Here is a 21,862-nt window from a genome sequence, read left to right as displayed (position 1 = left end):
AGCGCGCTCACACGAAGGCTGTCGAGCGCGACAGAGCATCCCATGCCTGCATCTCTTCGGCCATCGCCGAGAGCTTCTGTTCGACGAGTCCGAGGGCGTCCTCGCCCAGAAACAGGCGCTGCGGCGGATTTTCCGACTCAACCAGCGTCAGCAAGGCCTGCGCCGCCTTGGCCGGATCGCCCGGCTGGTTTCCGCTCTTGGCCTGACGGGCTTCGCGGATGGGGTCCATCACCGCATCGTAATCCGCAATGCTGCGCGCCGTGCGCTGCATCGAGCGGCCCGCCCACTCGGTCCGAAACTGCCCCGGTGCCAGCGCGGTGACGCGAATGCCGAGCCCAGCGACTTCCTTACCCAGCGATTCGGAAATGCCTTCCAGCGCGAACTTGCTGCCGCAGTAATAACTGATCCCCGGCATCGTGATGAACCCGCCCATCGAGGTGACATTCACGATATCGCCACAGCGCCGCGCGCGCATGCCGGGAAGCACGGCCTTCATCATCGCCACCGGTCCAAACACATTGGCGGCGAACTGGCCCTGGAGTTCCTCCATCGAGGATTCCTCCATCACCCCTTCGTGGCCATATCCGGCATTGTTCACCAGCACATCGATCGGTCCTGCGCGCCGTTCGGCCTCTGCCACCGCGCCCGCGATCGCCTCGAAATCGGTGACATCCAGCACCAGCGCATGGGCGCGCTGCGGTGCCAGTGCCTCGAAGGCTTGGGCATCTCCGGCGCGGCGCACGGTGCCTGCCACCCGGTGCCCGGCCTCAAGCGCCGCCGTGGCGAAGGCCTTGCCCAGCCCCGAACTGACGCCGGTAATAAGGAAAGTCTTGGGAGAGGCTGCTGCCATGGTACAACTCCGTCATGAACACGATAACTATATCATGATATAATAAAGCCTATGCCCCATTTCAAGGACAACCCCGCCCCTTCTCCCCGAGGAGAACCACTGCGCCAGCGCGTGCTCGATGCCGCCGAAGCCCTCCTGCGCAGCGGCAAGGCGGATTTCTCGATGCGCGATCTCGCCGCCGAAGCGGGCGTGAGCTTCGCGACACCGTTCAACCAGTTCGGCAACAAGGCGGCGATCATGCATGCCCTGTCAGCCCGGCGGATCGACGCGATGGCCGAGCGGTTCGGTCAGGCGAAACGCCTCCCCGAAGCACTGGATCGCGTGCTGCTCGCCACCGCCACGGCGGCGCAGGTCATGCTGGAGGAGCCGCAGGTCAATCGCGCGGTGATGGAATGGATCGGCACCGCCGCGCCGTCTCCCGGCAATGTCCTCGAACGCTCGTCCGAACTCTGGCGCCTTGCGATAGCGCGGGAGACTGGCGAACAGCCTGCCTCGGCGAGCGAAGACAACCTGCCCGGACTGCTCGCGTTCGGGTTCCGCGGCGTGCTCTCGTTCTGGACGGCAGGGGAACTTGCCGACGATGCGCTGGTCGAGCATGCACAGGATGTCGCACGCGCCATCATGGCAGGCGCTTCACTTCGATGATTACCTGACGCGGCCTCCTAACCCGGCCTCCTAACCCGGCAGGCCTTCATCCAGCACGCGGGCGTAACACGAGATCGCAACCGTCTTAGCCCCTGCGCGCTTGAGCGCCGAGACGCAGGCGTTGCTGGTCGCGCCGCTGGTCAGCACATCGTCAACCAGCAGCACCTGCGCGCCGCGCAACAGATCCTTGCGGCGCGGATTCACGGTGATCGCGCCGGACAGCGCCCGCTCGCGCGCCTTTCGCCCCAGACCGCCCAGCGATGGCGTGCGCTTGTGGCGCTCCAGCGCATCGACGATCAGCCGCGCATCGCGCTCGCGCGCCACGCAGCGCCCCAGTTCCACTGCCTGGTTATAGCCGCGCTGCCACAGTCGCCAGCGATGCAGCGGCACCGGCACCACCAGCCAGCCGGGCCCGACATGCGGCAGGCGCGCGGCCATCTGTCCCGCCAGCATGCCCGCCATCACGATCTTGCCGCCGTGCTTCAATGCCAGCACCAGCTTTCGCGAGGGATCGTTGTACAACGTCGCGGCGAAAATCCCGTCGTGGCGTGGCGGCTCAGCGAGACACGGAGCACAGATCGCGCCGTGCTCGATATCGCTGGCGAAAGGCCGACGGCACAGCGCACAGGCAGGCTCTCCGGGCACCACCATCCCGCTCCAGCATGCGGGACACAGGCCGTTCTGCACGGCGATGGCATCGCCGCAGATCGGGCAGCGCGGCGGAAACACCAGATCGACCACCGGCGCAATCGACTGCCACAACACAGCCCCCGCCCGCGCAGCGCGGGAGGGTCGACGCTGCGACAGTGTGGACGACAGCAAGGGAGCGGAAGTCTCCATGCCCGAAGCCTATCGTACCCGGTGAATGCGCCCAAGCGGGACCAGGCATCCTTACATAAATGTCATCCACCCACGCCAATCGTGCATCCCGCGATCGACGCGACACGGTTGCGCGCGGCGCCGCAACGCGGCAGGGCGAGACCCATGGCCAGCAAAGCTCCCCCCCGCATCTTCTCGCCCACGCGCCGCCTCGCCCTGCGCACCCGCGCGCTGCGGCTTCAGCAGGCGCCCGACGCGCCGCGTTTCCTGATCGAGGACATGATCGAGGATGTGCTCGACCGTCTCGCCTTCCTGCGGCTGGAACCGAAGCGGGTGCTGGTGATCGGCGATTTCACCGGCGATCTCGCCCACCAGTTGCGCGCACGCGGCGCCGAGGTGATCGAGGCCGAGCCAACGCAAGGCTTCGACGAGGAACAGCCCTACCCGTTCGAAGGCTTCGACCTGATCGCCAGCCTCGGCACGCTCGATACGCTGAACGACCTACCCGGCGCGCTCGTCCACATGCGCCGCGCGCTGGCACCGGGCGGCCTGATGATGGCGAGCTTCCTTTCGGCAGGCAGCGTGCCGGTGCTGCGCGAGGCAATGCTCGCTGCCGATGGCGAGCGTCCCGCCGCACGGCTCCACCCGACCGTGGACGTGCGCTCGGGCGGGCAACTGCTCCAGCGCACGCTCTATGCCGATCCGGTGGTAGATCACCGCGCGATCAACGTTTCGTACCGCTCGCTGCCACGGCTGGTGCAGGACCTGCGCGCGCTGGGTGCAACCAGCGTGCTCGCCGATCGCGGACCGGTGCTCGGCAAGGCGCCCTATGCCCGCGCCGCCGAGGTCTTCGCAGCCGCTGGTGCGGACGGGCGCACGACAGAGACCTTCGAAATCCTGACGCTTTCGGGCTGGAAGCCGAAAATCCCGGAATTCTGATACGAAAAGAGGCGGCCGGATCGCTCCGGCCGCCTCCCTGTCATTCTGTACCTTGTGTCCGCTTACTTGAGCGCGGCCTGCGCGGCGGCCAGACGTGCGATCGGCACGCGGTAGGGCGAAGCGCTGACGTAATCGAGGCCGACCTTCTCGCAGAATGCGATCGACGCCGGATCGCCGCCATGCTCACCACAAATGCCAAGCTTCAAAGCGGGATAGGTCGCACGACCGCGCTCGGCACCAAGCTGGACGAGCTGACCCACGCCCTCGATATCGAGGCTGACGAACGGATCGCGCGGGTAGATGCCCTTCTCGACATAGGGGCTGAGGAAGCGCGCGGCATCGTCGCGCGAGACGCCCAGCGTGGTCTGCGTGAGGTCATTGGTGCCGAACGAGAAGAACTTGGCCTCCTCGGCGATCTCGCCCGCCATCAGCGCCGCACGCGGCAGCTCGATCATGGTGCCGACCATGTATTCGAGCGTCTTGCCCTTTTCGGCGAAGACCTTGGCGGCGGTCTCGTCCACCACCTTCTTGAGGATCGCCAGCTCGCGCTTGGTGGCGACCAGCGGGATCATCACTTCCGGCACGATGGCTTCACCCGATGCCGCAGCGACGTCGCACGCCGCCTCGAAAATCGCGCGGGCCTGCATTTCGTAGATTTCCGGGAAGGTGATGCCCAGACGGCAGCCGCGATGGCCCAGCATCGGGTTGAACTCGTGGAGTTCGTCGGCCCGACGCTTGAGCGTGTCGATACCGATGCCGATGGTCTCCGAAAGCTCGGCGAATTCGGCATCGCCGTGCGGCAGGAACTCATGGAGCGGCGGATCGAGCAGACGGATGGTGACGGGGAGGCCCGCCATCACCTCGAAGATCGCGCGGAAGTCCGCACGCTGTTCGGGCAGCAGCTTTTCGAGCGCGGCACGGCGACCAGCCTCGTCCTCGGCCAGGATCATCTGGCGCACCGCCGAGATGCGGCCTGCATCGAAGAACATGTGCTCGGTACGGCAAAGGCCGATGCCCTCGGCCCCGAACTGGCGCGCCATGCGGCAGTCCGCCGGGGTTTCGGCATTGGTGCGCACCTTCATGCGGCGGATCTTGTCGGCCCAGACCATCAGCGTGCCGAAGTCACCGGCCAGCTCGGGCTCGATGGTCGGCACTTCGCCGGCCATGATCTCGCCGTTGGCGCCGTCCAGCGTGATGATGTCGCCTTCCTTCAGCTCTCGCGAGCCGATGCGAAGGGTGCGATCCTTCATGCTGATCGACAGGCCCGAAGCACCCGAGACGCACGGACGGCCCATGCCGCGGGCGACGACCGCCGCGTGGCTGGTCATGCCGCCGCGCGCCGTCAGGATGCCCTTGGCCGCGTGCATGCCGTGAATGTCCTCGGGCGAGGTTTCCACGCGCACCAGCACGACGGCTTCGCCACGCTCGGCGAGCTTTTCGGCGGTGTCGGCATCGAGCACGATCTTGCCCGAAGCCGCGCCCGGCGAGGCCGGAAGCCCCTTGCCCAGCACATCGCGCGGGGCATCGGGATCGAGCGTGGGGTGCAGCAGCTGATCGAGCGCCATCGGATCGACGCGCAGGATCGCAGTCTTCTCGTCGATCAGGCCTTCGCCCACCATGTCGACCGCCATCTTGAGCGCGGCCTTCGCGGTGCGCTTGCCCGAGCGGGTCTGCAGCATCCACAGCTTGCCGCGCTCGACGGTGAACTCGATGTCCTGCATGTCCTTGTAGTGCTTTTCGAGCAGTTCGAACACGGCAGCGAGTTCGCCGTAGGCGGCAGGCATCGCCTCTTCCATCGACAGCGGCTTGGCGCCCGCTTCCTCGCGCGCGGCCCTGGTCAGGTACTGCGGGGTGCGGATACCGGCGACGACGTCCTCACCCTGCGCATTGACCAGCCACTCGCCGTAATAGGCCTTGGTGCCGGTGGCAGGATCACGCGTGAACGCAACGCCCGTGGCCGAGGTATCGCCCATGTTGCCGAAGACCATCGCCTGCACGTTGACGGCGGTGCCCCAGCCGGCAGGAATGTCGTTCAGGCGGCGATAGACCTTGGCGCGGTCGGAATCCCACGAATCGAACACGGCGGCAATCGCGCCCCAGAGCTGTTCGTGAACGTCCTGCGGGAACGGCTTGCCGTCCTGCGCCTTGACGACGATTGCCTTGTATTCGCTGACAATCTTGCGCCAGTCGTCCGCCGTCATCTCGACGTCGTTCATGTAGCCGTTGTCTTCCTTGGCGACTTCGAGCGCTTCCTCGAAGAGGTGGTGCTCAAGGCCGAGAACGACGTCCGAATACATCTGCACGAAACGGCGATAGCTGTCCCAGGCGAAGCGATCGTCGCCCGAGGTCTTGGCGAGGCCTTCCACGGTCTCGTCGTTGAGACCGAGGTTCAGCACCGTGTCCATCATGCCCGGCATCGACACCCGCGCCCCCGAGCGGACCGACACCAGCAGCGGATCGGCAGCATCGCCGAACGACTTGCCCACGCTCTTCTCGATGTGGGCCAGCGCAGCGGCCGCATCGGCGCGAAGCTGGTCCGAGAAGTCACTGCCCTCGGCAAGGTACTTCACGCACTCTTCGGTGGTGATGGTGAAGCCCGGAGGAACCGGCAGGCCGATCCCCGCCATTTCTGCCAGATTGCCGCCCTTCCCGCCGACAATCACCTTGTCCTTCGCACGCGGATCGTCGTGTTGGACGCCGCCACCGAACGTATAGACCTGACTGACCATGAATCCCCGGACTTCCCTTTTAGTAATTGTTCGCGTTCGGGCGCGAACGAAAAATCGCTAACCCTCGATCTTCGAGAAATCAGCGACGTTGTGCACCGCAATACGGAACCTATCGAGCAGGTCCAGTCTTGCATTGCGTTTCAACGGATCTGAATCATTGACGATCACATCTTGGAAGAAGGCGTCGATAGGTCCGCGCAACGTTGCCAGCGCGCTCATGGCACTGGCAAAGTCTTCGGTTTCAACGGCCTGCAAGGCCAGAGGTTCCGCCTTGTCGAGCGCGTCGCGCAAGGAACGCTCCGCCGGTTCGGGTTCGTAGGCGGCCGAAGCGTACACATGGCGCATGTCGGCATCCTCGACGTTTTCGAGCGGATCCTCGTCACCGGTATGCTGCAACGCATTATGCTGCGCCGCATTCGAACCCGTCCAGTCTTCCTTCTTGAGGATATTGGCCGCGCGCTTGTAGCCTGCGAGCAGGTTCACGCCATCCTCGGTGCCGACGAAGTCCTGCAAAGCATGAACGCGCGCGAGCAGGCGAACGAGATCGTCCTCGCCACCGAGCGCGAACACCGCGTCGATCAGGTCATGACGGACGCCCGCTTCCTTCTGCTGGACCTTGAGGCGGTCAGCGAAGAAGTCGATCAACCTCGCAGCAGCTTGGCTAGCTCTATGCCCAAACGCTTCTAAAGCCTCTACGGAAGTAGCCCGTTCGATTAAACGTTGCTTGGTCTCAGCATACTCCTGCTCAGACATAGGATCATCCGCTGCGATCCGAGCCACCCTCAAAGCTTCAAGGTGCTCGCTGCCCTCAACCCCTCGGACCCTACCGCCAACACGTGCCATAGACAGCTGCGCAGGCTCAATTAGCTCGATCCTGATGTTGTTCTGCGTGATCAATTCAATGATAGAGATCGCCGCACGCCTGAGAGCAAATGGATCTTTTGAACCAGTCGGAAGTATGTCAGCTATAAAGAATACAGCGATAGTATCCAACTTATCCGCCAGCGACACCGCCACGCTGACCGGCGCGGTGGGGACGTCATCGCCCTGACCGACCGGCTTGTAGTGGTCGCGGATAGCATCCGCCACGGCATCGGGCAGACCTTCGGCGCGGGCGTAATAGCCGCCCATAAGTCCCTGAAGTTCGGGGAATTCGCCGACCATCTCGGTGACGAGATCAGCCTTGCAGAGCCACGCGGCAAGTTCTGCCTGATCGGCCAGTTCTTCCTTCGTTACAAGCGTAGCAGGAGAACCTGGATCCCCGCCTTCGCGGGGATGACGAAGGTTGATCGCAGTGGGGCTGGTAGCGCTGGAGGGACTCGAACCCACGATGCCTTCTTCCACCAGCCAGCGTGCCAGCTTCGCCACGCGCTCGACCTTGTCGGCAACGGTGCCCAGCTTCTCGTGGAAGGTGATGCGCTCCAGCTTCTTCGCGTGTTCGGAGAGCGGGGTCTTGCGGTCCTGCTCCCAGAAGAAGCGCGCGTCGGACAGGCGCGCGGCGAGCACCTTGCGGTTGCCCGCAACAATCGCCTCGCCACGGTCCGCCGCCTCGATATTGGCGGTGCAGACGAAGGCGTCAGCGAGCTTGCCGTCCTTTTCGCAGACGAAATACTTCTGGTTCACGCGCGCGGTGAGCTGGATCGTCTCGGGCGGAACTTCGAGGAAGTCCTCGTCGAAGCGGCCGAGCAGCGGCACCGGCCATTCGGTGAGCCCGGCGTTCTCGATCACCAGCCCCTCGTCCTCGACGAGCGTGAGACCGGCAGCGGCGGCGGCGTTGCGCGCCTCGTCGCGGATCAGGTCCTGACGCTCGACATGATCGACGATGACATGGCAGGCCGACAGCTTGCGGGCATAGTCATGCGCGCCGCCGATGGTGATCTCGCCCGGCGCGTGGAAGCGATGGCCGAGCGTGACGTAGCCCGAGCGGATACCGCCGACTTCGCACTCGACAAGGTCTTCGCCCAGAATGGCGACGATGCCCGAAAGCGGACGCACCCAGCGCAGGCTTTCGGTGCTGATCGAAGCGGCGCCCCAGCGCTGCGACTTGGGCCAGGGGAACGCGCGCACGATGGCGGGGATCACCTCGGCCAGCACATCCTTGACGGCACGGCCCGGCTTCTCGACCACCGCGAAGTAGGTCGGCTTGCCCTTGAGATCACGAACTTCGAGCTGGTCCCTGGTCAGACCCGTCTTGCGCAGGAAGCCTTCGAGCGCCTGCTCGGGCGCCGATATGGCAGGCCCCTTGGTCTCCTCGCTCACCGCCACCGTTTCCAGCGGCAACCCGGTTGCGATCAGCGCAAGGCGGCGGGGCGTAGACCACACGGTGATGGAACCGACAGCGACGCCGCCCGCTTCCATTTCCTTGCGGAACAGCTTTTCCAGATCGGCGCGCGCGCCGGCCTGCATGCGCGCCGGAATTTCCTGCGAGCGCAGTTCAAGGAGGAAATCAGTCATGATTTCCTCCGCAGCCCTCGCGAAAGCGGGGGCCGTTCGCCCCGCTCACAGCGGTCCCAGCCTTCGCTGGGACGACGAAATCGGAAACGTTGATCATACCGTCCACCCCGGGAATTTCGCTTCCCATTCGGCCTTGTTCTTGTCGATCCATGCCTGACACGATCCCTTTGCCAGATCGCGAACGCGGCCCATGTAGCTGGCGCGCTCCTGCACCGAGATCACGCCGCGCGCCTGCAACAGATTGAACAGGTGGCTGGCCTCGATCGCCTGCTCGTAGGCCGGAATGGGAAGCCCGGCGTTGAGACAGTTCTCGCATTCGGCCGCAGCCTTGCGGAAGCTGTCGAACAGCGTATCGGTATCGGCGACCTCGAAGTTCCAGGTGGACATCTCCACCTCGTTATCGTGGAACACATCGCCATAGGTGAAGGCCGGCTGGCCATCCTTGGGGGTGTTGAACGCCAGATCGTAGATCGAATCCTTGCCCTGAATATACAGAGCAAGGCGTTCGAGGCCGTATGTCAGCTCGCCCGCGACCGGCTTGCAGTCGAAGCCGCCCATCTGCTGGAAGTAGGTGAACTGCGTCACTTCCATGCCGTCGCACCACACTTCCCAGCCCAGTCCCCAGGCACCCAGCGTGGGGCTCTCCCAATCGTCCTCGACGAAGCGGATATCGTGCTTGAGCGGATCGATGCCGATCGCGGCAAGGCTCTGGAGATACAGCTCCTGAAGGTTTTCCGGGCTCGGCTTCAGGATCACCTGATACTGGTAATAGTGCTGAAGCCGGTTCGGATTCTCGCCATAGCGCCCATCGGTCGGGCGGCGGCAGGGCTGCACGAAGGCCGCATTCCAAGGCTCGGGGCCAAGGGCGCGCAGCGTGGTGGCGGTATGGAACGTGCCCGCACCCATGCGCATGTCATAGGGCTGGAGAATAAGGCAGCCTTGCGCGCTCCAGAAATTGTGGAGCGTCAGGATCATGTCCTGGAAGCTGAGCGGCTGAGTTTCGGCGGTCGACATCGAAATCCCGTCGGTCTTGTGTGATTGGGCGGCCTTTGGCGGATCGGCGCGACCAAATCAACTGCGCTGCGCCACCATGACGCAACCATATGTCCACCGGTTAGCACAGCGCGGCGTAAAACGTCACTTCGCTCGGGCAGGTTGAAATGCTGCGCGAAGAGATTTCCGGCCTGTGCGGCAGCATTTCCGGTTCGACAGCGGCGCTGCGCCGTCGCATGGGAGCGGACATGATCGACCTTACCCGCCGCCCGATGGCGATTCTCTATGCGCTTGGCCTCGCGCTTGCTCCTGTCGTTGCGGCGGCAGAGCAGGACACCCCTGCCGCGATCCCGCCCGCAGCGGCGCTGGCCGCCCCGCAGATCGAGGCGCATCCGGCGCTGTGGAAGGTGTCGGACGGAGACACTACGATATACCTGTTCGGCACGATCCACCTGCTGCCGCCCAATGTCGACTGGCTCGAGGGGCCGGTCGCCAAGGCCTTCGACGGCTCGCAGGAACTCGTCACCGAGATCGTCCAGCCCGATGCGCCGACGATGCAGAAGATCACGCTGGCTGCCGCCCGCCGCAATGACGGCAAGACCCTGCGCGCCACGCTCTCGCCGGAAGAAAAGGCGAAGTACGAGACCGCTCTGGCGGGTCTGGGCATTCCGGCGGGCGCGTTCGACAACGTCGATACCTGGTTCGCCGCCGTCACGCTGACCGTGCTGCCGCTGGTCAGGGATGGCTACTCCACCGAAAGCGGCGTCGACAACCAGCTGGGCGCCAAGGCCGATGTCCGCCATGTGCCGCACAGTGCGCTGGAAACGGCGGAATACCAGCTCGGCCTGTTCGACGCCCTGCCTGCCGACGTCCAGCTCCGCTACCTCGACGACACGCTCGACAAGCTGCCCGAAGTGGGCACGGAGCTGGGCAAGATGGTCAAGGCCTGGGAAGCGGGCGATGCCGATGCGCTGGCGAAGATGATGAACGACGACATGACCGACCCGGTGATCGGGCAAGTCCTCCTCACCAACCGCAACCGCAACTGGAGCCAGTGGATCGAACAACGTCTGAAAAAGCCCGGCACGGTGTTCATCGCGGTGGGCGCCGGACACCTCGCAGGCACCGACAGCGTGCAGGCGATGCTGGCGAAGGACGGTGTGACAGCGGTTCGGGTTCAGTGAAGTTGGGGCCAGTGAAATTGGCTTTGCTAACGTTCCGCCGCGTCGCGCTGCTGCTTGCCCTGCCGCTGGCGCTGGCCGCCTGCACGAAAGCGCCGCAGCCCGCGAACCCGGCGCTGTGGAAGGTCGAAAGCGCGGACGGCAAGGCCGGCTATCTCTTCGGCACCATTCACACCGCCCCGCAGCCGCTCGACTGGCGTACACCGGCGGTCGGCAAGGCGCTCGACGCTTCGGACACGGTGATGGTCGAAGTCGCCAATCTTGCCGACGAGAAGGCCGTGGCCGCGACCTTCGCACGCCTTGCCCACGGCGCAGGCGAACCGCCGCTATCGCAGCGCGTGCCTGCTGCCGATCGCAAGGCACTGGCCGCGCTACTTGCCAAGGGGGGCTATCACGACGGCGATTTCGCCGCGACCGACACCTGGGCGGCGGCGCTGATGCTCGCGCGGATCGGCCAAGGCGCGGACGACGGGAAGAACGGCGTGGACCGCGCGGTGATCGCCGCAGCCCCGCCACGCCCTGTCGTCGAACTCGAAGGCGCGGAAAAACAGCTGAGCCTTTTCGATTCGCTGCCCGAAGCGGACCAGCGACAGTTCCTCAGCGAAGTCGTCCGCGAGGCGAATACGCCCGACACCGACATTTCACAGGACTGGGCGAAGGGCGACATGACCGCCCTCACCGCCGAAACCCGTCGCGGCCTGCTCGCCGTGCCGGACCTTCGCGCCGTGCTGTTCACCGGGCGCAATCGCGACTGGTCAGGCCGGATCGCCGCGGCCATCGCGACCGGCAAACGCCCGTTCGTGGCGGTGGGCGCTGCCCATATGGCAGGACCGGAAGGCCTGCCCGCCATGCTGGCCGCACGCGGGTACACCGTCACCCGCGTCGAGTGAGGTCCGAAAACACGGGCCAGCTTGCAAATCGCCCGATTTTCGCGTAACGGCGCGCGCTTCCCGTCATGGTCATCCCTGGAGGCGTGGCGGGACGGTGCACAGCGATGGTCGCTGCGGCGCCGTGAACTTATCCAGTTTTGAAAGGCAAGTCCTATGAGCGATACGCTTAACCTGCCGGCCGAGACGCGCGAACGGGCAGGCAAGGGAGCCTCCCGTGCTCTGCGCCTCGAAGGCCGCGTCCCCGCCGTGATCTATGGTGGTAACGAAGCACCTCTCTCGATCCACGTCGAAGCCAAGGAACTGGCCCGCCAGCTGGGCACCGGTCACTTCTTCAACTCGATCATCGAGATCGAAGTGGACGGCAAGACCGTGCGTACGCAGCCCAAGGACGTTGCCTTCCACCCCGTCAACGAGCGTCCGCTCCACGCCGACTTCCTGCGTCTCGTCAAGGGCGCGACCGTGCACGTCAACGTGCCGGTGGTGTTCCAGAACGAAGAAGCCTCGCCGGGCCTGAAGCGCGGCGGCGTGCTGAACATCGTTCGTCACGACCTCGAACTGGTCTGCGATGCCGACAAGATCCCGCATGAGATCGTCGTCGACGTGACCGGCTTCGACGTGGGCGAATCGATCCACTTCAGCCACGTGAAGCTGCCGGCTGGCGCCGAGAGCGCCATCACCGACCGTGACTTCACGATCGCCACCATCGCTGCTCCGTCGGCGCTGAAGAGCGAAGAAGGTCAGGAAGAAGCCGCAGCCGAGTAATCGCGCCGCGCTTTTGCCGCTTTCGAAAGGCCCCGCCTGCCCCGGTTCGATCCGGCATGCAGGCGGGGCCTTTCTCGTATGCGGGACAGTTTACACCCTCCCGGCCTATGCGGAATGCCCCTCGCGCGCTATCCGCGCCGCTCAACCATCTGACTATCGGGAATATCGCCATGCAGCTGTGGGTCGGCCTCGGCAATCCGGGCGCGCAATATGCGCTCAACCGTCACAACGTGGGCTTCATGGCGATCGATGCGCTGGCCGAGATCCACAACTTCGGTCCGGTGCAGAAGAAGTTTCAGGGCTGGTTGCAGGAAGGCCGCATCGGTCGCGACAAGGTGCTGCTGCTCAAGCCCGCCACTTTCATGAACGAAAGCGGCCGCGCGGTGAGCGAGGCGATGCGCTTCTACAAGCTGGAGCCCGATGCCCTCACCGTGTTCCACGACGAACTCGATATCGAGCCCTTCCGCGTCAAGGTGAAGGTGGGCGGCGGCCATGCCGGGCACAACGGCCTGCGCTCGATCGCCCAGCATATCGGCCCGGACTATCGCCGCATCCGCCTCGGCATCGGCCACCCCGGCCACAAGGATCGCGTGACCGGCTATGTGCTGGGCAACTACACCAAGGCCGAGATGGACCCGCTGGCCGACATGCTGGGTGCTGTGGCCGCCGAGGCAGACCGGCTGGTGGATGGCGAAGATACCCGCTTCATGAATGACGTTGCCCTGCGGATGCGGGATTGAGCGCAACTGCAAGGATCGGCAGCTGCGCCGCGATATCCGTTAACCTTTCAGAAACACGGTAATTCAGCCCCCTAAAGTGTCGGAACCGCTTACAAGTTACCAACCGGCCGAAACGTGTTAACCTTTATACTGCACGCTTTTCCGTATTTGGCACGGGGTTTGCGAAGGATATTGGCAATCCATTTCGCAAACAGGGAACACTCGATATGATCCGCAAGACGCTCCTCGCCGCCGCGCTCGTCGCTGGTTCTTCGATCACTGCCGCCACTCCGGCGCTGGCCCATGGCGGCGGCTCTTCGGGCGGCTGCTTCCTGCTGATCTTCTGCACCCCCAGCTCATCGGGCGGCTCGTCGTCGGGCGGCAGCAGCTCGGGTGGTTCGAGCAGCTCGTCCTCGTCGTCCAGCTCGGGCGGCTGGAGCTCGTCGACCTCGGGCGGCACCACGTCGACTTCGGGTGGCACCACCACTTCGGGCGGTACGACTTCGACCTCCGGCGGCACCACCACTTCGGGTGGTACGACCTCGACCTCGGGCGGCACCACCACCTCGGGTGGCACGACCTCGACCTCGGGCGGTTCGACCTCGGGCGGCTCGTCGGGCGGCAGCACGGCCGTTCCCGAGCCGGGCATGCTCGGCATGATGGGCCTTGGCCTCGTCGGTCTGGCCGTTGCCCGCCGCCGTCGCACTGCTACCAAGAAGTAAGCGCTCCAGACGGAAGCCTACCGAAAGGCCCGCTCTACCTGTACGGTAGGGCGGGCCTTTTCCGTTTCAGCTCGTTGCCGCCGACCCGCGCATCCGCTTCACTTTGGCCAAAGCGGTTGCCAGCACCCTGTTCTGCGGCGCAGCGCTCGATGCCTGGGACAGCATCCTCTCCGCTGCCGCCAGATCGATCCCTGCATTCGAGCGAACCAGCCCGCCGACATAGAGCACATCGGTATCGTCCGGCGCGAGCGCCAGCGACTTGTCGGCATAGCCGATCGCCGCGGCATGCTGGCCCAGTCCGTCGCTGGCCAGCGCCAGCCGCTTGAACACTTCGGGATCGGGCGGACCTTCCGCCGACAGCTTGCCATAGACCGCCATCGCCCGGCTCCAATCGTGCGCGGCCATCGCTGCCGCGCCCTGATCGACCAGCGCCGTGTGCACCTTGAGCCGGTCGGGCTGGAGCCTCACTGCCAGCAACGCAGCCTCCGGCGCATGGATCATCCGCCCCGCCTTCTCCGCAGTACGCAGCGCCTCGGGATTCACCAGCGCGGATTTCGTCAGCGGGAACAGCGTGTTCCACGCGCTTTGCGGATCGCCCGACTGCAACTGCGCGATGCCCAGCAGCATCTGCGAATAGGGATTGTCCGGCACTCGCAATGTCGCCCGGTTAAGCATCACCCGCGCCTGCTCGGAATGGCCGGTATGCAGCAGCGCCTCGGCATAGGAGAGCCCGGTGGGAGAGGCCGGATCGAGATCGCTGTCCTGATCCTGCAGGGTCAGGCGAATCTTCTCCCATGCGCCCTGCCGGTAGAGTTCGCGGATCTGGAGTACCTGCACATCGGGATTGTCGGGCGCGAGCTTGCCCGCCTGCGCCACGGCCTGCGCCTCGTCGTCAAACGCGCCTTTCGCGTCGTACTGGTTGGCCAGCGCAATGACCGGCGCGATCTCTTGCGGGAACGCCGCAGTGGCGGCGCGATAGGCCGCGATGGCCGCCTCGCCCTGCCCGCGCGCGGCGGCGATATCTCCCGCCAGCACCAGCGTCTCGTAAGCCTTGGGAGCGCTCGCCTTCATCCGGTCATAAATGCGCGCCGCGCCATCCACATCGCCCGATTGCAGGCAGTAGCGGGCATAGGCGGTTTCCAGTTCGATATCGTCGCCGAGCGCGAGCCCCTTTTCGAATGCGAACACCGCGCCTCTTTCGTCCCCCAACGCCAGTTGCGCCTGCGCCCGCACTTTCCAGCCTTCGAGCGTGGCGTCGGCCCCGATCAGCGACAGCGCCGCCTTGGGATCGCCCTCCAGCAAGGCCAGTTCGGCACGCAAGGTGCGAAGCTGCGCCTCGCCTGCTCCTGCCTTCTGCAATCGCCGCAGCGTCGTCTCCGCGCCATCGGGATCGTCCAGCCGCAATTGCGCGCGCATCAGCAACACCAACATCGCAACATTACCGGGCCTCTTGTCGAGTGCCTTCGAGAGCAGGACGCGCGCCGCCACGTAGTTCTCCGAGGCGAAATCGGCCTGCGCCTTGGCATAGAGCGTTTCGGGACTGTCTCCGCATCCCGCCAGCAGAGCCAGCGCAGGAAGCGGTGCGAGAAGGCGAACAAGAGTCCTCATGGCATCCTGCTAGGGCCCCAGCCCTGAAATTTCCGTGAAGGACAAGGCTTGGTCGCACGCTGACAACTGGTCAAGCCGCGATACCGGCGCTATGGGCGGCGCATGTTCGCGCGACAGGCTGCGGGCGCGCGCCCGGCGCGGATGGTCGCCATCACTGGCCACACCGCCCAGCCGGAGCCTTCGCGTACCTTCGCAGCCGCGCCAGAGGAGAATGACGAGATGGGTTTCCGTTGCGGGATCGTGGGCCTGCCGAATGTCGGCAAGTCGACCTTGTTCAATGCGCTGACCGAGACGCAGGCCGCACAGGCGGCGAACTATCCGTTCTGCACGATCGAGCCGAACGTCGGCCAGGTCGGCGTGCCCGACGTGCGGCTGGACAAGCTGGCCGCGATTGCCGGTTCGGCCAAGATCATCCCGACGCAGCTTTCGTTCGTCGACATCGCCGGCCTCGTGCGCGGCGCCTCGAAGGGTGAAGGCCTGGGTAACCAGTTCCTCGGCAACATCCGCGAGGTCGATGCCGTCGTCCACGTGCTGCGCTGCTTCGAGAACGACGATATCCAGCACGTCGACAACAAGGTGGATCCCATCGCCGATGCCGAGACGGTCGAAACCGAGCTGCTGCTCTCCGACCTCGAAAGCCTCGAAAAGCGCGTCCCCGCCGCCCAGAAGAAGGCGACGCAGGGCGACAAGGAAGCCAAGATCACCGCATCCGTGCTCGGGCAGGCGCTGGACCTGCTGCGCGACGGCAAGCCCGCGCGCCTGACCCAGCCCAAGGACGAGGACGAAGCCCGCGTCTTCGCACAGGCGCAGCTGCTCACCGCCAAGCCGGTGCTCTACGTCTGCAACGTCGAGGAAGACTGCGCTGCCGAGGGCAACGACTTTTCCAGGCGCGTGTTCGAGAAGGCCAAGGCCGAGAACGCCACTGCCGTGATCGTCTCCGCCGCGATCGAGGCCGATCTGGTCGGCATGGACATGGAAGAGCGCCTCGTCTTCCTGGAGGAAATGGGCCTGCACGAAACCGGCCTCACCCGCATTATCCGCGCCGGGTACGAGCTGCTCGAACTGCTCACCTTCTTCACCGTCGGCCCCAAGGAAGCCCGCGCCTGGACCGTCCACAAGGGCGCCAAGGCGCCTGAGGCCGCGGGCACCATCCACTCCGACATGCAGCGTGGCTTCATCCGCGCCGAAACCATCGCCTACGAGGACTTCGTGACGCTGGGCGGCGAGAGCGCGGCCAAGGAAGCGGGCAAGCTGCGTCAGGAAGGCAAGGAGTATCTCGTGGCCGACGGCGACGTGATGCACTTCAAGTTCAACGTCTGATCCGCCTTCCCATTCGGGAACACGAAGAGGCGTCGCGGTTGCGGCGCCTTTTTCGCATGCACCGCGATTTCTTGCATGTTCACGCGATCCGGATGCTGAACTGTCATGATCGAGCGGCTAAGCATTGGCCCATGTCACGATTCGCTCCCCTGCTCGGCGCCCTGCTGGCGCTCTCGCCCGTTCCCGCTCTCGCCCATCAGGGAACTGCTCAGGAAGAGGCGTCTTCGAGCAAGCGGCCCGCAGTCATTCTGGTCTCCATCGACGGGTTCCGGGCGGACTACCTCCAGCGGGGTATCACACCCAATCTCTCGGCACTGGCGGGCAAAGGCATCTCGGCAGCGATGCGCCCTTCGTTCCCGTCCAAGACCTTCCCCAATCACTGGGCCCTCGTGACCGGCGAATACCCGGACCATAACGGCATCGTCGGCAACACGTTTGAAGATCCTCGTCGCCCCGGCGAGACGTTCACGATGAAAAGCGATGATCCGTTCTGGTGGGATGAGGGCGAGCCGATCTGGGTCGCCGCCGAAAAGGCCGGCATCCGCACCGCGACGATGTTCTGGCCCGGATCGAACATCGGCTGGGGCGGCGCCATGGCACAGCACGGTTATCCTGTGGTCACGGGCGGCACGCGGCCCGAGGACTGGCAGCAATACAACGGCGCCGTCGATGCCACCCAGCGCGTGAATGCCGTGCTCGACTGGATGCGGCGCCCTGCAGCCATCCGTCCGCGCCTCGTCACACTCTATTTCGACACGGTGGATACCGCAGGCCACATGTACGGCCCCGACGATGCCCGCACCAACGATGCGATCCATGAAGTCGACAGGCACATCGGCGATCTGGTCGCGGGGCTCAAGGCGCAAGGCATCAAGGCCGACGTAATCGTCGTCGCCGATCATGGCATGGCAGCCATTTCCAGTCAGCGGGTGGTCGCGCTCGACAAGGTGGCCGATCCTGCACTCTATCGGATCGTCGATTCCGGGCCTTTCGCGGCGCTTCAGCCGACCGAAGGCAACACCGGGAAACTGGAAGCCGCCCTGCTCGTGCCGCACGACCACATGCAGTGCTGGCGCAAGGGCGAGATTCCAGCGCGGCTGCACTACGGCACCAATCCGCGTATCGCGCCCTACTTCTGCCTTGCCGATACCGGCTGGCAGATCGCTGCGACGGCGCCCACCGAGGAAAAGACCGGCGGCAGCCATGGCTGGGACAATGCCGCGCCCGAAATGGCCGCGCTGTTCATCGCCGCAGGGCCCGACATCGAGCGTAAAGGCGCGCTTGCCTCATTCGACAACGTGGACGTGGAACCGCTGGTGCGCGACCTCCTCGGGCTCGCGCCCAAACCCGAGGCCGATGGAAACGACGTTCCGTTCAAGGCCGCCTTGCGCAAATAAGCGCTGGTTTGCCCTCAATTATGGCAGGCCATCGCCCCGTCGGCGGTGAAGACCACGCGATGATGCGGGTCATGGACGATCATGCGCGTGGCAAGGCCGTCCATCCCGTCACCTGAGTCCATGTCGGAGGGCTGGCGCAGGAAATCGACGGTATAGCGCAGGCCCACATAGCCGGTTCGCGCATTGTCGGTGATCTGGGCGGTATCCTCCTGCGCGGCGAAACGCTGGAGATCGCCATCGACCAGCATGTAGCCGTCCTGGGCCCCTGCGAAGAAGATCATCGCCGCCTGCCCATGCTTGGTGAACATGCAGCCCGGTCGATCGAGGCCGAAACGCGCGATCGCAGCGCCGTCCAGCGCCTTGGGCTGGATCGGCCGCAGCGGCGTCTCGTTCATCCGCTCCACCATCGCGATATCCCTGGCATCGGAAGCGCGATCTTCAGGGGTGGGCTGGTGGTGGCAGGCTGTCAGCGAGGCTGCCAGTGCAATGGGGGTACAAAAACCGAGAAGACCTTTTCTTGTCATTTTCGTCCAAACAGCTTTTCGATGTCGTTGTGTGCAAGTTTAACCCACGTAGGGCGTCCATGGTTGCACTGGCCCGAGCGCGGCGTTCGCTCCATTTCGCGCAGCAGCGCGTTCATTTCGGCCACCGATAAAGAGCGCCCTGCCCGCACCGATCCATGGCAGGCCATCGTCGCCAGCACGAGGTCGAGCTTCTCGCCCAGAAGCAGCGCGTCGCCGTTCTTCGCAAGGTCGTCCGACACGTCGCGCACCAGCGATTCAATATTCGCCTTGCCCAGCACCGACGGCACGCCGCGCACCAGCATCGCGGCGGGCCCGAAGCGCTCCAGCACCAGCCCGAAGCGCGCCAGATCCTCCAGCTTGTCCTCCAGCGCATCGCAGGCGACTTCCTCCAGTTCGACGACTTCGGGCAGCAACAGTGCCTGCGTGCGCTTCATCGCATCTTCGGCACCTGCCGCTTTCAGGCGTTCGAGCGTCAGACGCTCGTGCGCGGCATGCTGGTCGACGATGACAAGCCCATCCTCCGCCTCGGCGATGATATAGGTGTCGGACACCTGCCCGCGCGCCACGCCCAGCGGGTAGCGCAAGGCTTCCTCCTCCCCGGCGGCCTCTTCGGGCAGTATTTCGGCACGGCCCGAAGGCTCGGCCATGACCGACTGCTCATAGCTGCGCCAGACCTCTCCGGCCTCGGAAACGCGCGAGGGCTCGTAACGCGTTTCCGAAAAGCGTCCCGAAGTCGGGGCATATTCACGGGCAAAAAGCGATCCGAGGCTCGGTGCAGGTTCGGCACGCGGCGCCACCGGCTCGACCTGCCAGTTGCCCATCGCCCCTGCCGAAGGCGGCTGCGCGCTACGCTGGCCTGCGCCTTCCAGCGCATGACGCAGCGCACCAACCAGAAAACCACGGATGAAAGCAGGGTCGCGAAAGCGTACCTCCGTCTTGGCCGGATGGACGTTGACGTCCACTTCCTCGGGCGGAAGTTCAAGGAACAGCGCCAGCACCGCATGGCGATCGCGCGCCAGCATGTCCGAATAGGCACCGCGCACCGCTCCCACCAGAAGGCGATCCTTCACCGGGCGTCCATTGACGAACAGGTACTGGTGATCGGCGACGCCGCGATTGTAGGTCGGCAGGCCTGCGACGCCGGTCAGCCTGCAAGGGCCGCGTTCGGCATCGATCAGCACGCCGTCCTCGGCCAGTTCGCGCGCGATCAGGCGGGCGACGCGGGCCGCCAGTTCCTCGCGCGGCTGCACCGCAATCACCCGGCGCCCGTCGTGCTCCAGCGTGAAGCCGACATCGGGCCGCGCCATCGCCAAACGCCGCACCACGTCCTGACAGGCCGCATATTCCGAGCGCGCAGAGCGCAGGAACTTGCGCCGTGCGGGCACCTTGCCGAACAGATCTTCCACCCGGATGCGCGTGCCCGGCGGCAGCGCAGCGGGTTCGTCCACCGTCACCTGCCCGTGATCGACCACGCGGCGCCAGCCCTCATCGGCGTCATGCGGGCGGCTTTCGATAGTCAGCTTCGCCACCGACCCGATCGAGGGCAGCGCCTCGCCGCGAAAGCCCAGCGTGGCGACCAGTTCGATCGCCTCGTCGGGCAACTTGGACGTCGCATGCCGTTCCAGCGCCAGCGCGATCTGGTCAGGCTCCATGCCGCAGCCATCGTCGGTGACTTCGATCAGGTCGAGCCCGCCCGAGACCAGACGCACGGCGATCTCGGTGCTCCCGGCATCGATCGCGTTCTCGACCAGTTCCTTGAGCGCGGCGGCGGGGCGCTCCACCACTTCGCCCGCCGCGATGCGGTTGACGAGATGTTCGGGCAGACGGCGGATCAGGCGACGGATCGTGGGCATGATGAAAAGAATCGGTCCTTGGTTCGGAAGTGATTCGCAGGCTGAAACAAAGGCGAAAACGAACGTCCGGCAGAGCCGATTCGCACCATTACGCCACAGGCTTCACCGGCAAATGCGCCGTTGGGGCACACTATCGGCGAACTGGCGCCAATTCGAGACGGACGGGCACAGATTCCCCCTGCTTTTTGTCACAAAATTTTGGCGTTTGATCCCGCCATCGTCTAAGGGAGGCACCTTCCATGCCAACCTGCCCTTGGCGGATTCCCGATGGTTCGGGATCGGATCGGGGCAAGAAACGGATTTGTTGATGTCCTCGCTCATGTCGCGATTTTTCAAACTCGGTTCCCAGAACATGGCGATCGACCTGGGTACTGCCAACACGCTGGTCTACGTCCAGGATCGCGGCATCGTCCTGAACGAACCTTCCGTGGTCGCGATCGAGACGCTCAACGGCATCAAGAAGGTCAAGGCCGTCGGTGACGATGCCAAGATGATGATGGGCAAGACGCCCGACAACATCGAGGCGATCCGCCCGATGCGCGACGGCGTGATCGCCGACATCGAGATCGCCGAAGAGATGATCAAGCACTTCATCCGCAAGGTGCATGGCAAGAAGAACCTGTTCCGCTACCCCGAGATCGTGATCTGCGTTCCCTCGGGCTCGACCTCGGTCGAGCGCCGTGCGATCCGCGATGCGGCCAGCAACGCCGGTGCCAGCCAGGTCTACCTGATCCTAGAGCCGATGGCTGCCGCGATCGGCGCCGACATGCCCGTGACCGAGCCGGTCGGCTCGATGGTGGTCGACATCGGCGGCGGCACCACGGAAGTCGCCGTGCTCTCGCTGCGCGGTCTTGCCTACACCACCTCGGTCCGCGTCGGCGGTGACAAGATGGACGAGGCGATCGTCTCGCACGTTCGCCGTCACCACAACCTGCTGATCGGTGATGCCACGGCAGAGCGCATCAAGAAGGACTACGGCATCGCCACGATCCCCGCCGACGGCGTGGGCGCGACGATCCACATCAAGGGCCGCGATCTCGTCAACGGCGTGCCCAAGGAAATCACCATCACCCAGGCGAACGTCGCCGAAGCGCTGGCCGAGCCCATCGGTGCCATCGTCGAAGGCGTGCGCATCGCGCTGGAGAACACCGCGCCGGAACTCGCCGCCGATATCGTCGATCAGGGCATCGTGCTCACCGGCGGCGGCGCGCTGATCCAGGGTCTGGACGATTATCTGCGCGAAGAAACCGGCCTGCCGGTCAGCGTCGCCGAAGATCCGCTGTCGTGCGTTGCGCTCGGCACCGGCCGTGCGATGGAAGACCCGGTCTATCGCGGCGTGCTCATGTCGGCCTGAGCCGACACGACGAACCGTTTGAGAAATCGCGGGTTACGGGGTGCAGGCGCTTGATGCCGGCGCCCCGTAACCGCATCATGCTTAATGCCGGGTCGCATGTGGC

18 protein-coding genes are annotated in these 21,862 nt (G+C 65.0%); 10 read left to right on the top strand and 8 right to left on the bottom strand.

Going from position 1 to position 21,862, the window contains the following annotated elements; translation table 11 throughout:
• Window positions 1-7 precede the first annotated feature (7 nt).
• Window positions 8-850: an oxidoreductase gene (locus AC3EC3_RS03025; RefSeq protein WP_488488196.1), complete on the bottom strand. Its 843-nt coding sequence runs from the start codon at window positions 848-850 to the stop codon at window positions 8-10.
• A 51-nt stretch (window positions 851-901) separates the two neighbouring features.
• Between AC3EC3_RS03025 and AC3EC3_RS03020 the strand changes: the two genes are divergently transcribed.
• Window positions 902-1,495 (top strand): TetR/AcrR family transcriptional regulator, encoded by a 594-nt coding sequence (locus AC3EC3_RS03020; RefSeq protein WP_488488195.1) that lies wholly within the window; start codon window positions 902-904, stop codon window positions 1,493-1,495.
• Window positions 1,496-1,525: 30 nt separating this feature from the next.
• Here AC3EC3_RS03020 and AC3EC3_RS03015 read toward each other — a convergent pair whose 3' ends face one another.
• Window positions 1,526-2,335 (bottom strand): ComF family protein, encoded by an 810-nt coding sequence (locus tag AC3EC3_RS03015; RefSeq protein WP_488488194.1) that lies wholly within the window; start codon window positions 2,333-2,335, stop codon window positions 1,526-1,528.
• Window positions 2,336-2,479: 144 nt separating this feature from the next.
• Here AC3EC3_RS03015 and AC3EC3_RS03010 point away from each other — a divergent pair, with 144 nt between their 5' ends.
• Entirely contained in the window at window positions 2,480-3,253 is a 774-nt protein-coding gene (locus AC3EC3_RS03010; protein ID WP_488488193.1) for a methyltransferase domain-containing protein, read from the top strand.
• Between the two features lie 62 nt (window positions 3,254-3,315).
• On the opposite strand, the gene ppdK is transcribed toward AC3EC3_RS03010, so the two are convergent.
• The 3 genes from ppdK to AC3EC3_RS02995 form a co-directional block, all read right to left on the bottom strand.
• Window positions 3,316-5,982 carry a pyruvate, phosphate dikinase gene (gene ppdK / locus AC3EC3_RS03005; protein WP_488488192.1) on the bottom strand — a complete coding sequence of 889 codons (2,667 nt, stop codon included), beginning with the start codon at window positions 5,980-5,982 and terminating at the stop codon, window positions 3,316-3,318.
• Window positions 5,983-6,039: 57 nt separating this feature from the next.
• Window positions 6,040-8,436 (bottom strand): glycine--tRNA ligase subunit beta, encoded by a 2,397-nt coding sequence (gene glyS / locus AC3EC3_RS03000; RefSeq protein ID WP_488488191.1) that lies wholly within the window; start codon window positions 8,434-8,436, stop codon window positions 6,040-6,042.
• A gap of 93 nt (window positions 8,437-8,529) precedes the next feature.
• On the bottom strand, window positions 8,530-9,450 hold the full coding sequence (locus AC3EC3_RS02995; RefSeq protein ID WP_488488190.1) for a glycine--tRNA ligase subunit alpha: 921 nt from the start codon (window positions 9,448-9,450) through the stop codon (window positions 8,530-8,532).
• A gap of 146 nt (window positions 9,451-9,596) precedes the next feature.
• Between AC3EC3_RS02995 and AC3EC3_RS02990 the strand changes: the two genes are divergently transcribed.
• The 5 genes from AC3EC3_RS02990 to AC3EC3_RS02970 all read left to right on the top strand — a co-directional run bounded on the left by AC3EC3_RS02990 (window position 9,597) and on the right by AC3EC3_RS02970 (window position 13,703).
• Window positions 9,597-10,613: a TraB/GumN family protein gene (locus tag AC3EC3_RS02990; protein WP_488488189.1), complete on the top strand. Its 1,017-nt coding sequence runs from the start codon at window positions 9,597-9,599 to the stop codon at window positions 10,611-10,613.
• Between the two features lie 17 nt (window positions 10,614-10,630).
• The gene (locus AC3EC3_RS02985; protein WP_488488188.1) at window positions 10,631-11,500 is read left to right on the top strand and encodes a TraB/GumN family protein; all 870 of its coding nucleotides are present in this window, start codon (window positions 10,631-10,633) and stop codon (window positions 11,498-11,500) included.
• A gap of 153 nt (window positions 11,501-11,653) precedes the next feature.
• The gene (locus AC3EC3_RS02980; protein WP_488488187.1) at window positions 11,654-12,262 is read left to right on the top strand and encodes a 50S ribosomal protein L25/general stress protein Ctc; all 609 of its coding nucleotides are present in this window, start codon (window positions 11,654-11,656) and stop codon (window positions 12,260-12,262) included.
• 170 nt (window positions 12,263-12,432) lie between these two features.
• Complete coding sequence (pth, locus tag AC3EC3_RS02975) at window positions 12,433-13,002, top strand: aminoacyl-tRNA hydrolase (protein ID WP_488489182.1); 570 nt, start codon at window positions 12,433-12,435, stop codon at window positions 13,000-13,002.
• Between the two features lie 206 nt (window positions 13,003-13,208).
• Complete coding sequence (locus tag AC3EC3_RS02970; protein ID WP_488488186.1) at window positions 13,209-13,703, top strand: PEP-CTERM sorting domain-containing protein; 495 nt, start codon at window positions 13,209-13,211, stop codon at window positions 13,701-13,703.
• A 66-nt stretch (window positions 13,704-13,769) separates the two neighbouring features.
• Here the strand turns inward: AC3EC3_RS02970 and AC3EC3_RS02965 are convergent, their stop codons facing one another.
• The gene (locus AC3EC3_RS02965; protein ID WP_488488185.1) at window positions 13,770-15,311 is read right to left on the bottom strand and encodes a tetratricopeptide repeat protein; all 1,542 of its coding nucleotides are present in this window, start codon (window positions 15,309-15,311) and stop codon (window positions 13,770-13,772) included.
• Window positions 15,312-15,530: 219 nt separating this feature from the next.
• Between AC3EC3_RS02965 and ychF the strand changes: the two genes are divergently transcribed.
• Together ychF and AC3EC3_RS02955 are read left to right on the top strand one after the other, a co-directional pair.
• Complete coding sequence (ychF, locus tag AC3EC3_RS02960) at window positions 15,531-16,631, top strand: redox-regulated ATPase YchF (RefSeq protein WP_488489181.1); 1,101 nt, start codon at window positions 15,531-15,533, stop codon at window positions 16,629-16,631.
• A gap of 131 nt (window positions 16,632-16,762) precedes the next feature.
• Window positions 16,763-18,028: an alkaline phosphatase family protein gene (locus AC3EC3_RS02955; RefSeq protein WP_488488184.1), complete on the top strand. Its 1,266-nt coding sequence runs from the start codon at window positions 16,763-16,765 to the stop codon at window positions 18,026-18,028.
• A 14-nt stretch (window positions 18,029-18,042) separates the two neighbouring features.
• Here the strand turns inward: AC3EC3_RS02955 and AC3EC3_RS02950 are convergent, their stop codons facing one another.
• Window positions 18,043-18,552, bottom strand: a complete 510-nt coding sequence (locus AC3EC3_RS02950; protein ID WP_488488183.1) for a hypothetical protein — start codon at window positions 18,550-18,552, stop codon at window positions 18,043-18,045.
• On the bottom strand, window positions 18,549-20,405 hold the full coding sequence (gene mutL, locus AC3EC3_RS02945) for a DNA mismatch repair endonuclease MutL (protein ID WP_488488182.1): 1,857 nt from the start codon (window positions 20,403-20,405) through the stop codon (window positions 18,549-18,551). Before mutL ends, AC3EC3_RS02950 begins: the two co-directional genes overlap by 4 nt.
• A gap of 307 nt (window positions 20,406-20,712) precedes the next feature.
• Between mutL and AC3EC3_RS02940 the strand changes: the two genes are divergently transcribed.
• The gene (locus AC3EC3_RS02940; RefSeq protein WP_260921734.1) at window positions 20,713-21,759 is read left to right on the top strand and encodes a rod shape-determining protein; all 1,047 of its coding nucleotides are present in this window, start codon (window positions 20,713-20,715) and stop codon (window positions 21,757-21,759) included.
• The last annotated feature ends 103 nt before the right edge of the window (window positions 21,760-21,862 follow it).

This window comes from Novosphingobium sp. BAM6 (assembly GCF_057784955.1).
Note: the sequence above shows the minus strand (reverse complement) of the source record. Positions and strands in the feature narration are given on the sequence as shown.

Coding starts and splice junctions, on each gene's coding strand:
- AC3EC3_RS03015 (WP_488488194.1), bottom strand. CDS start 2,335: ATGGAGACTTCCGCTCCCTTGCTGTCGTCCACACTGTCGCAGCGTCGA.
- AC3EC3_RS02970 (WP_488488186.1), top strand. CDS start 13,209: ATGATCCGCAAGACGCTCCTCGCCGCCGCGCTCGTCGCTGGTTCTTCG.
- ppdK (WP_488488192.1), bottom strand. CDS start 5,982: ATGGTCAGTCAGGTCTATACGTTCGGTGGCGGCGTCCAACACGACGAT.
- AC3EC3_RS02980 (WP_488488187.1), top strand. CDS start 11,654: ATGAGCGATACGCTTAACCTGCCGGCCGAGACGCGCGAACGGGCAGGC.
- pth (WP_488489182.1), top strand. CDS start 12,433: ATGCAGCTGTGGGTCGGCCTCGGCAATCCGGGCGCGCAATATGCGCTC.
- ychF (WP_488489181.1), top strand. CDS start 15,531: ATGGGTTTCCGTTGCGGGATCGTGGGCCTGCCGAATGTCGGCAAGTCG.
- AC3EC3_RS03010 (WP_488488193.1), top strand. CDS start 2,480: ATGGCCAGCAAAGCTCCCCCCCGCATCTTCTCGCCCACGCGCCGCCTC.
- mutL (WP_488488182.1), bottom strand. CDS start 20,405: ATGCCCACGATCCGTCGCCTGATCCGCCGTCTGCCCGAACATCTCGTC.
- AC3EC3_RS02940 (WP_260921734.1), top strand. CDS start 20,713: ATGTCCTCGCTCATGTCGCGATTTTTCAAACTCGGTTCCCAGAACATG.
- AC3EC3_RS02990 (WP_488488189.1), top strand. CDS start 9,597: ATGCTGCGCGAAGAGATTTCCGGCCTGTGCGGCAGCATTTCCGGTTCG.
- AC3EC3_RS02965 (WP_488488185.1), bottom strand. CDS start 15,311: ATGAGGACTCTTGTTCGCCTTCTCGCACCGCTTCCTGCGCTGGCTCTG.
- AC3EC3_RS03025 (WP_488488196.1), bottom strand. CDS start 850: ATGGCAGCAGCCTCTCCCAAGACTTTCCTTATTACCGGCGTCAGTTCG.
- AC3EC3_RS03020 (WP_488488195.1), top strand. CDS start 902: ATGCCCCATTTCAAGGACAACCCCGCCCCTTCTCCCCGAGGAGAACCA.
- AC3EC3_RS02995 (WP_488488190.1), bottom strand. CDS start 9,450: ATGTCGACCGCCGAAACTCAGCCGCTCAGCTTCCAGGACATGATCCTG.
- glyS (WP_488488191.1), bottom strand. CDS start 8,436: ATGACTGATTTCCTCCTTGAACTGCGCTCGCAGGAAATTCCGGCGCGC.
- AC3EC3_RS02950 (WP_488488183.1), bottom strand. CDS start 18,552: ATGACAAGAAAAGGTCTTCTCGGTTTTTGTACCCCCATTGCACTGGCA.
- AC3EC3_RS02955 (WP_488488184.1), top strand. CDS start 16,763: ATGTCACGATTCGCTCCCCTGCTCGGCGCCCTGCTGGCGCTCTCGCCC.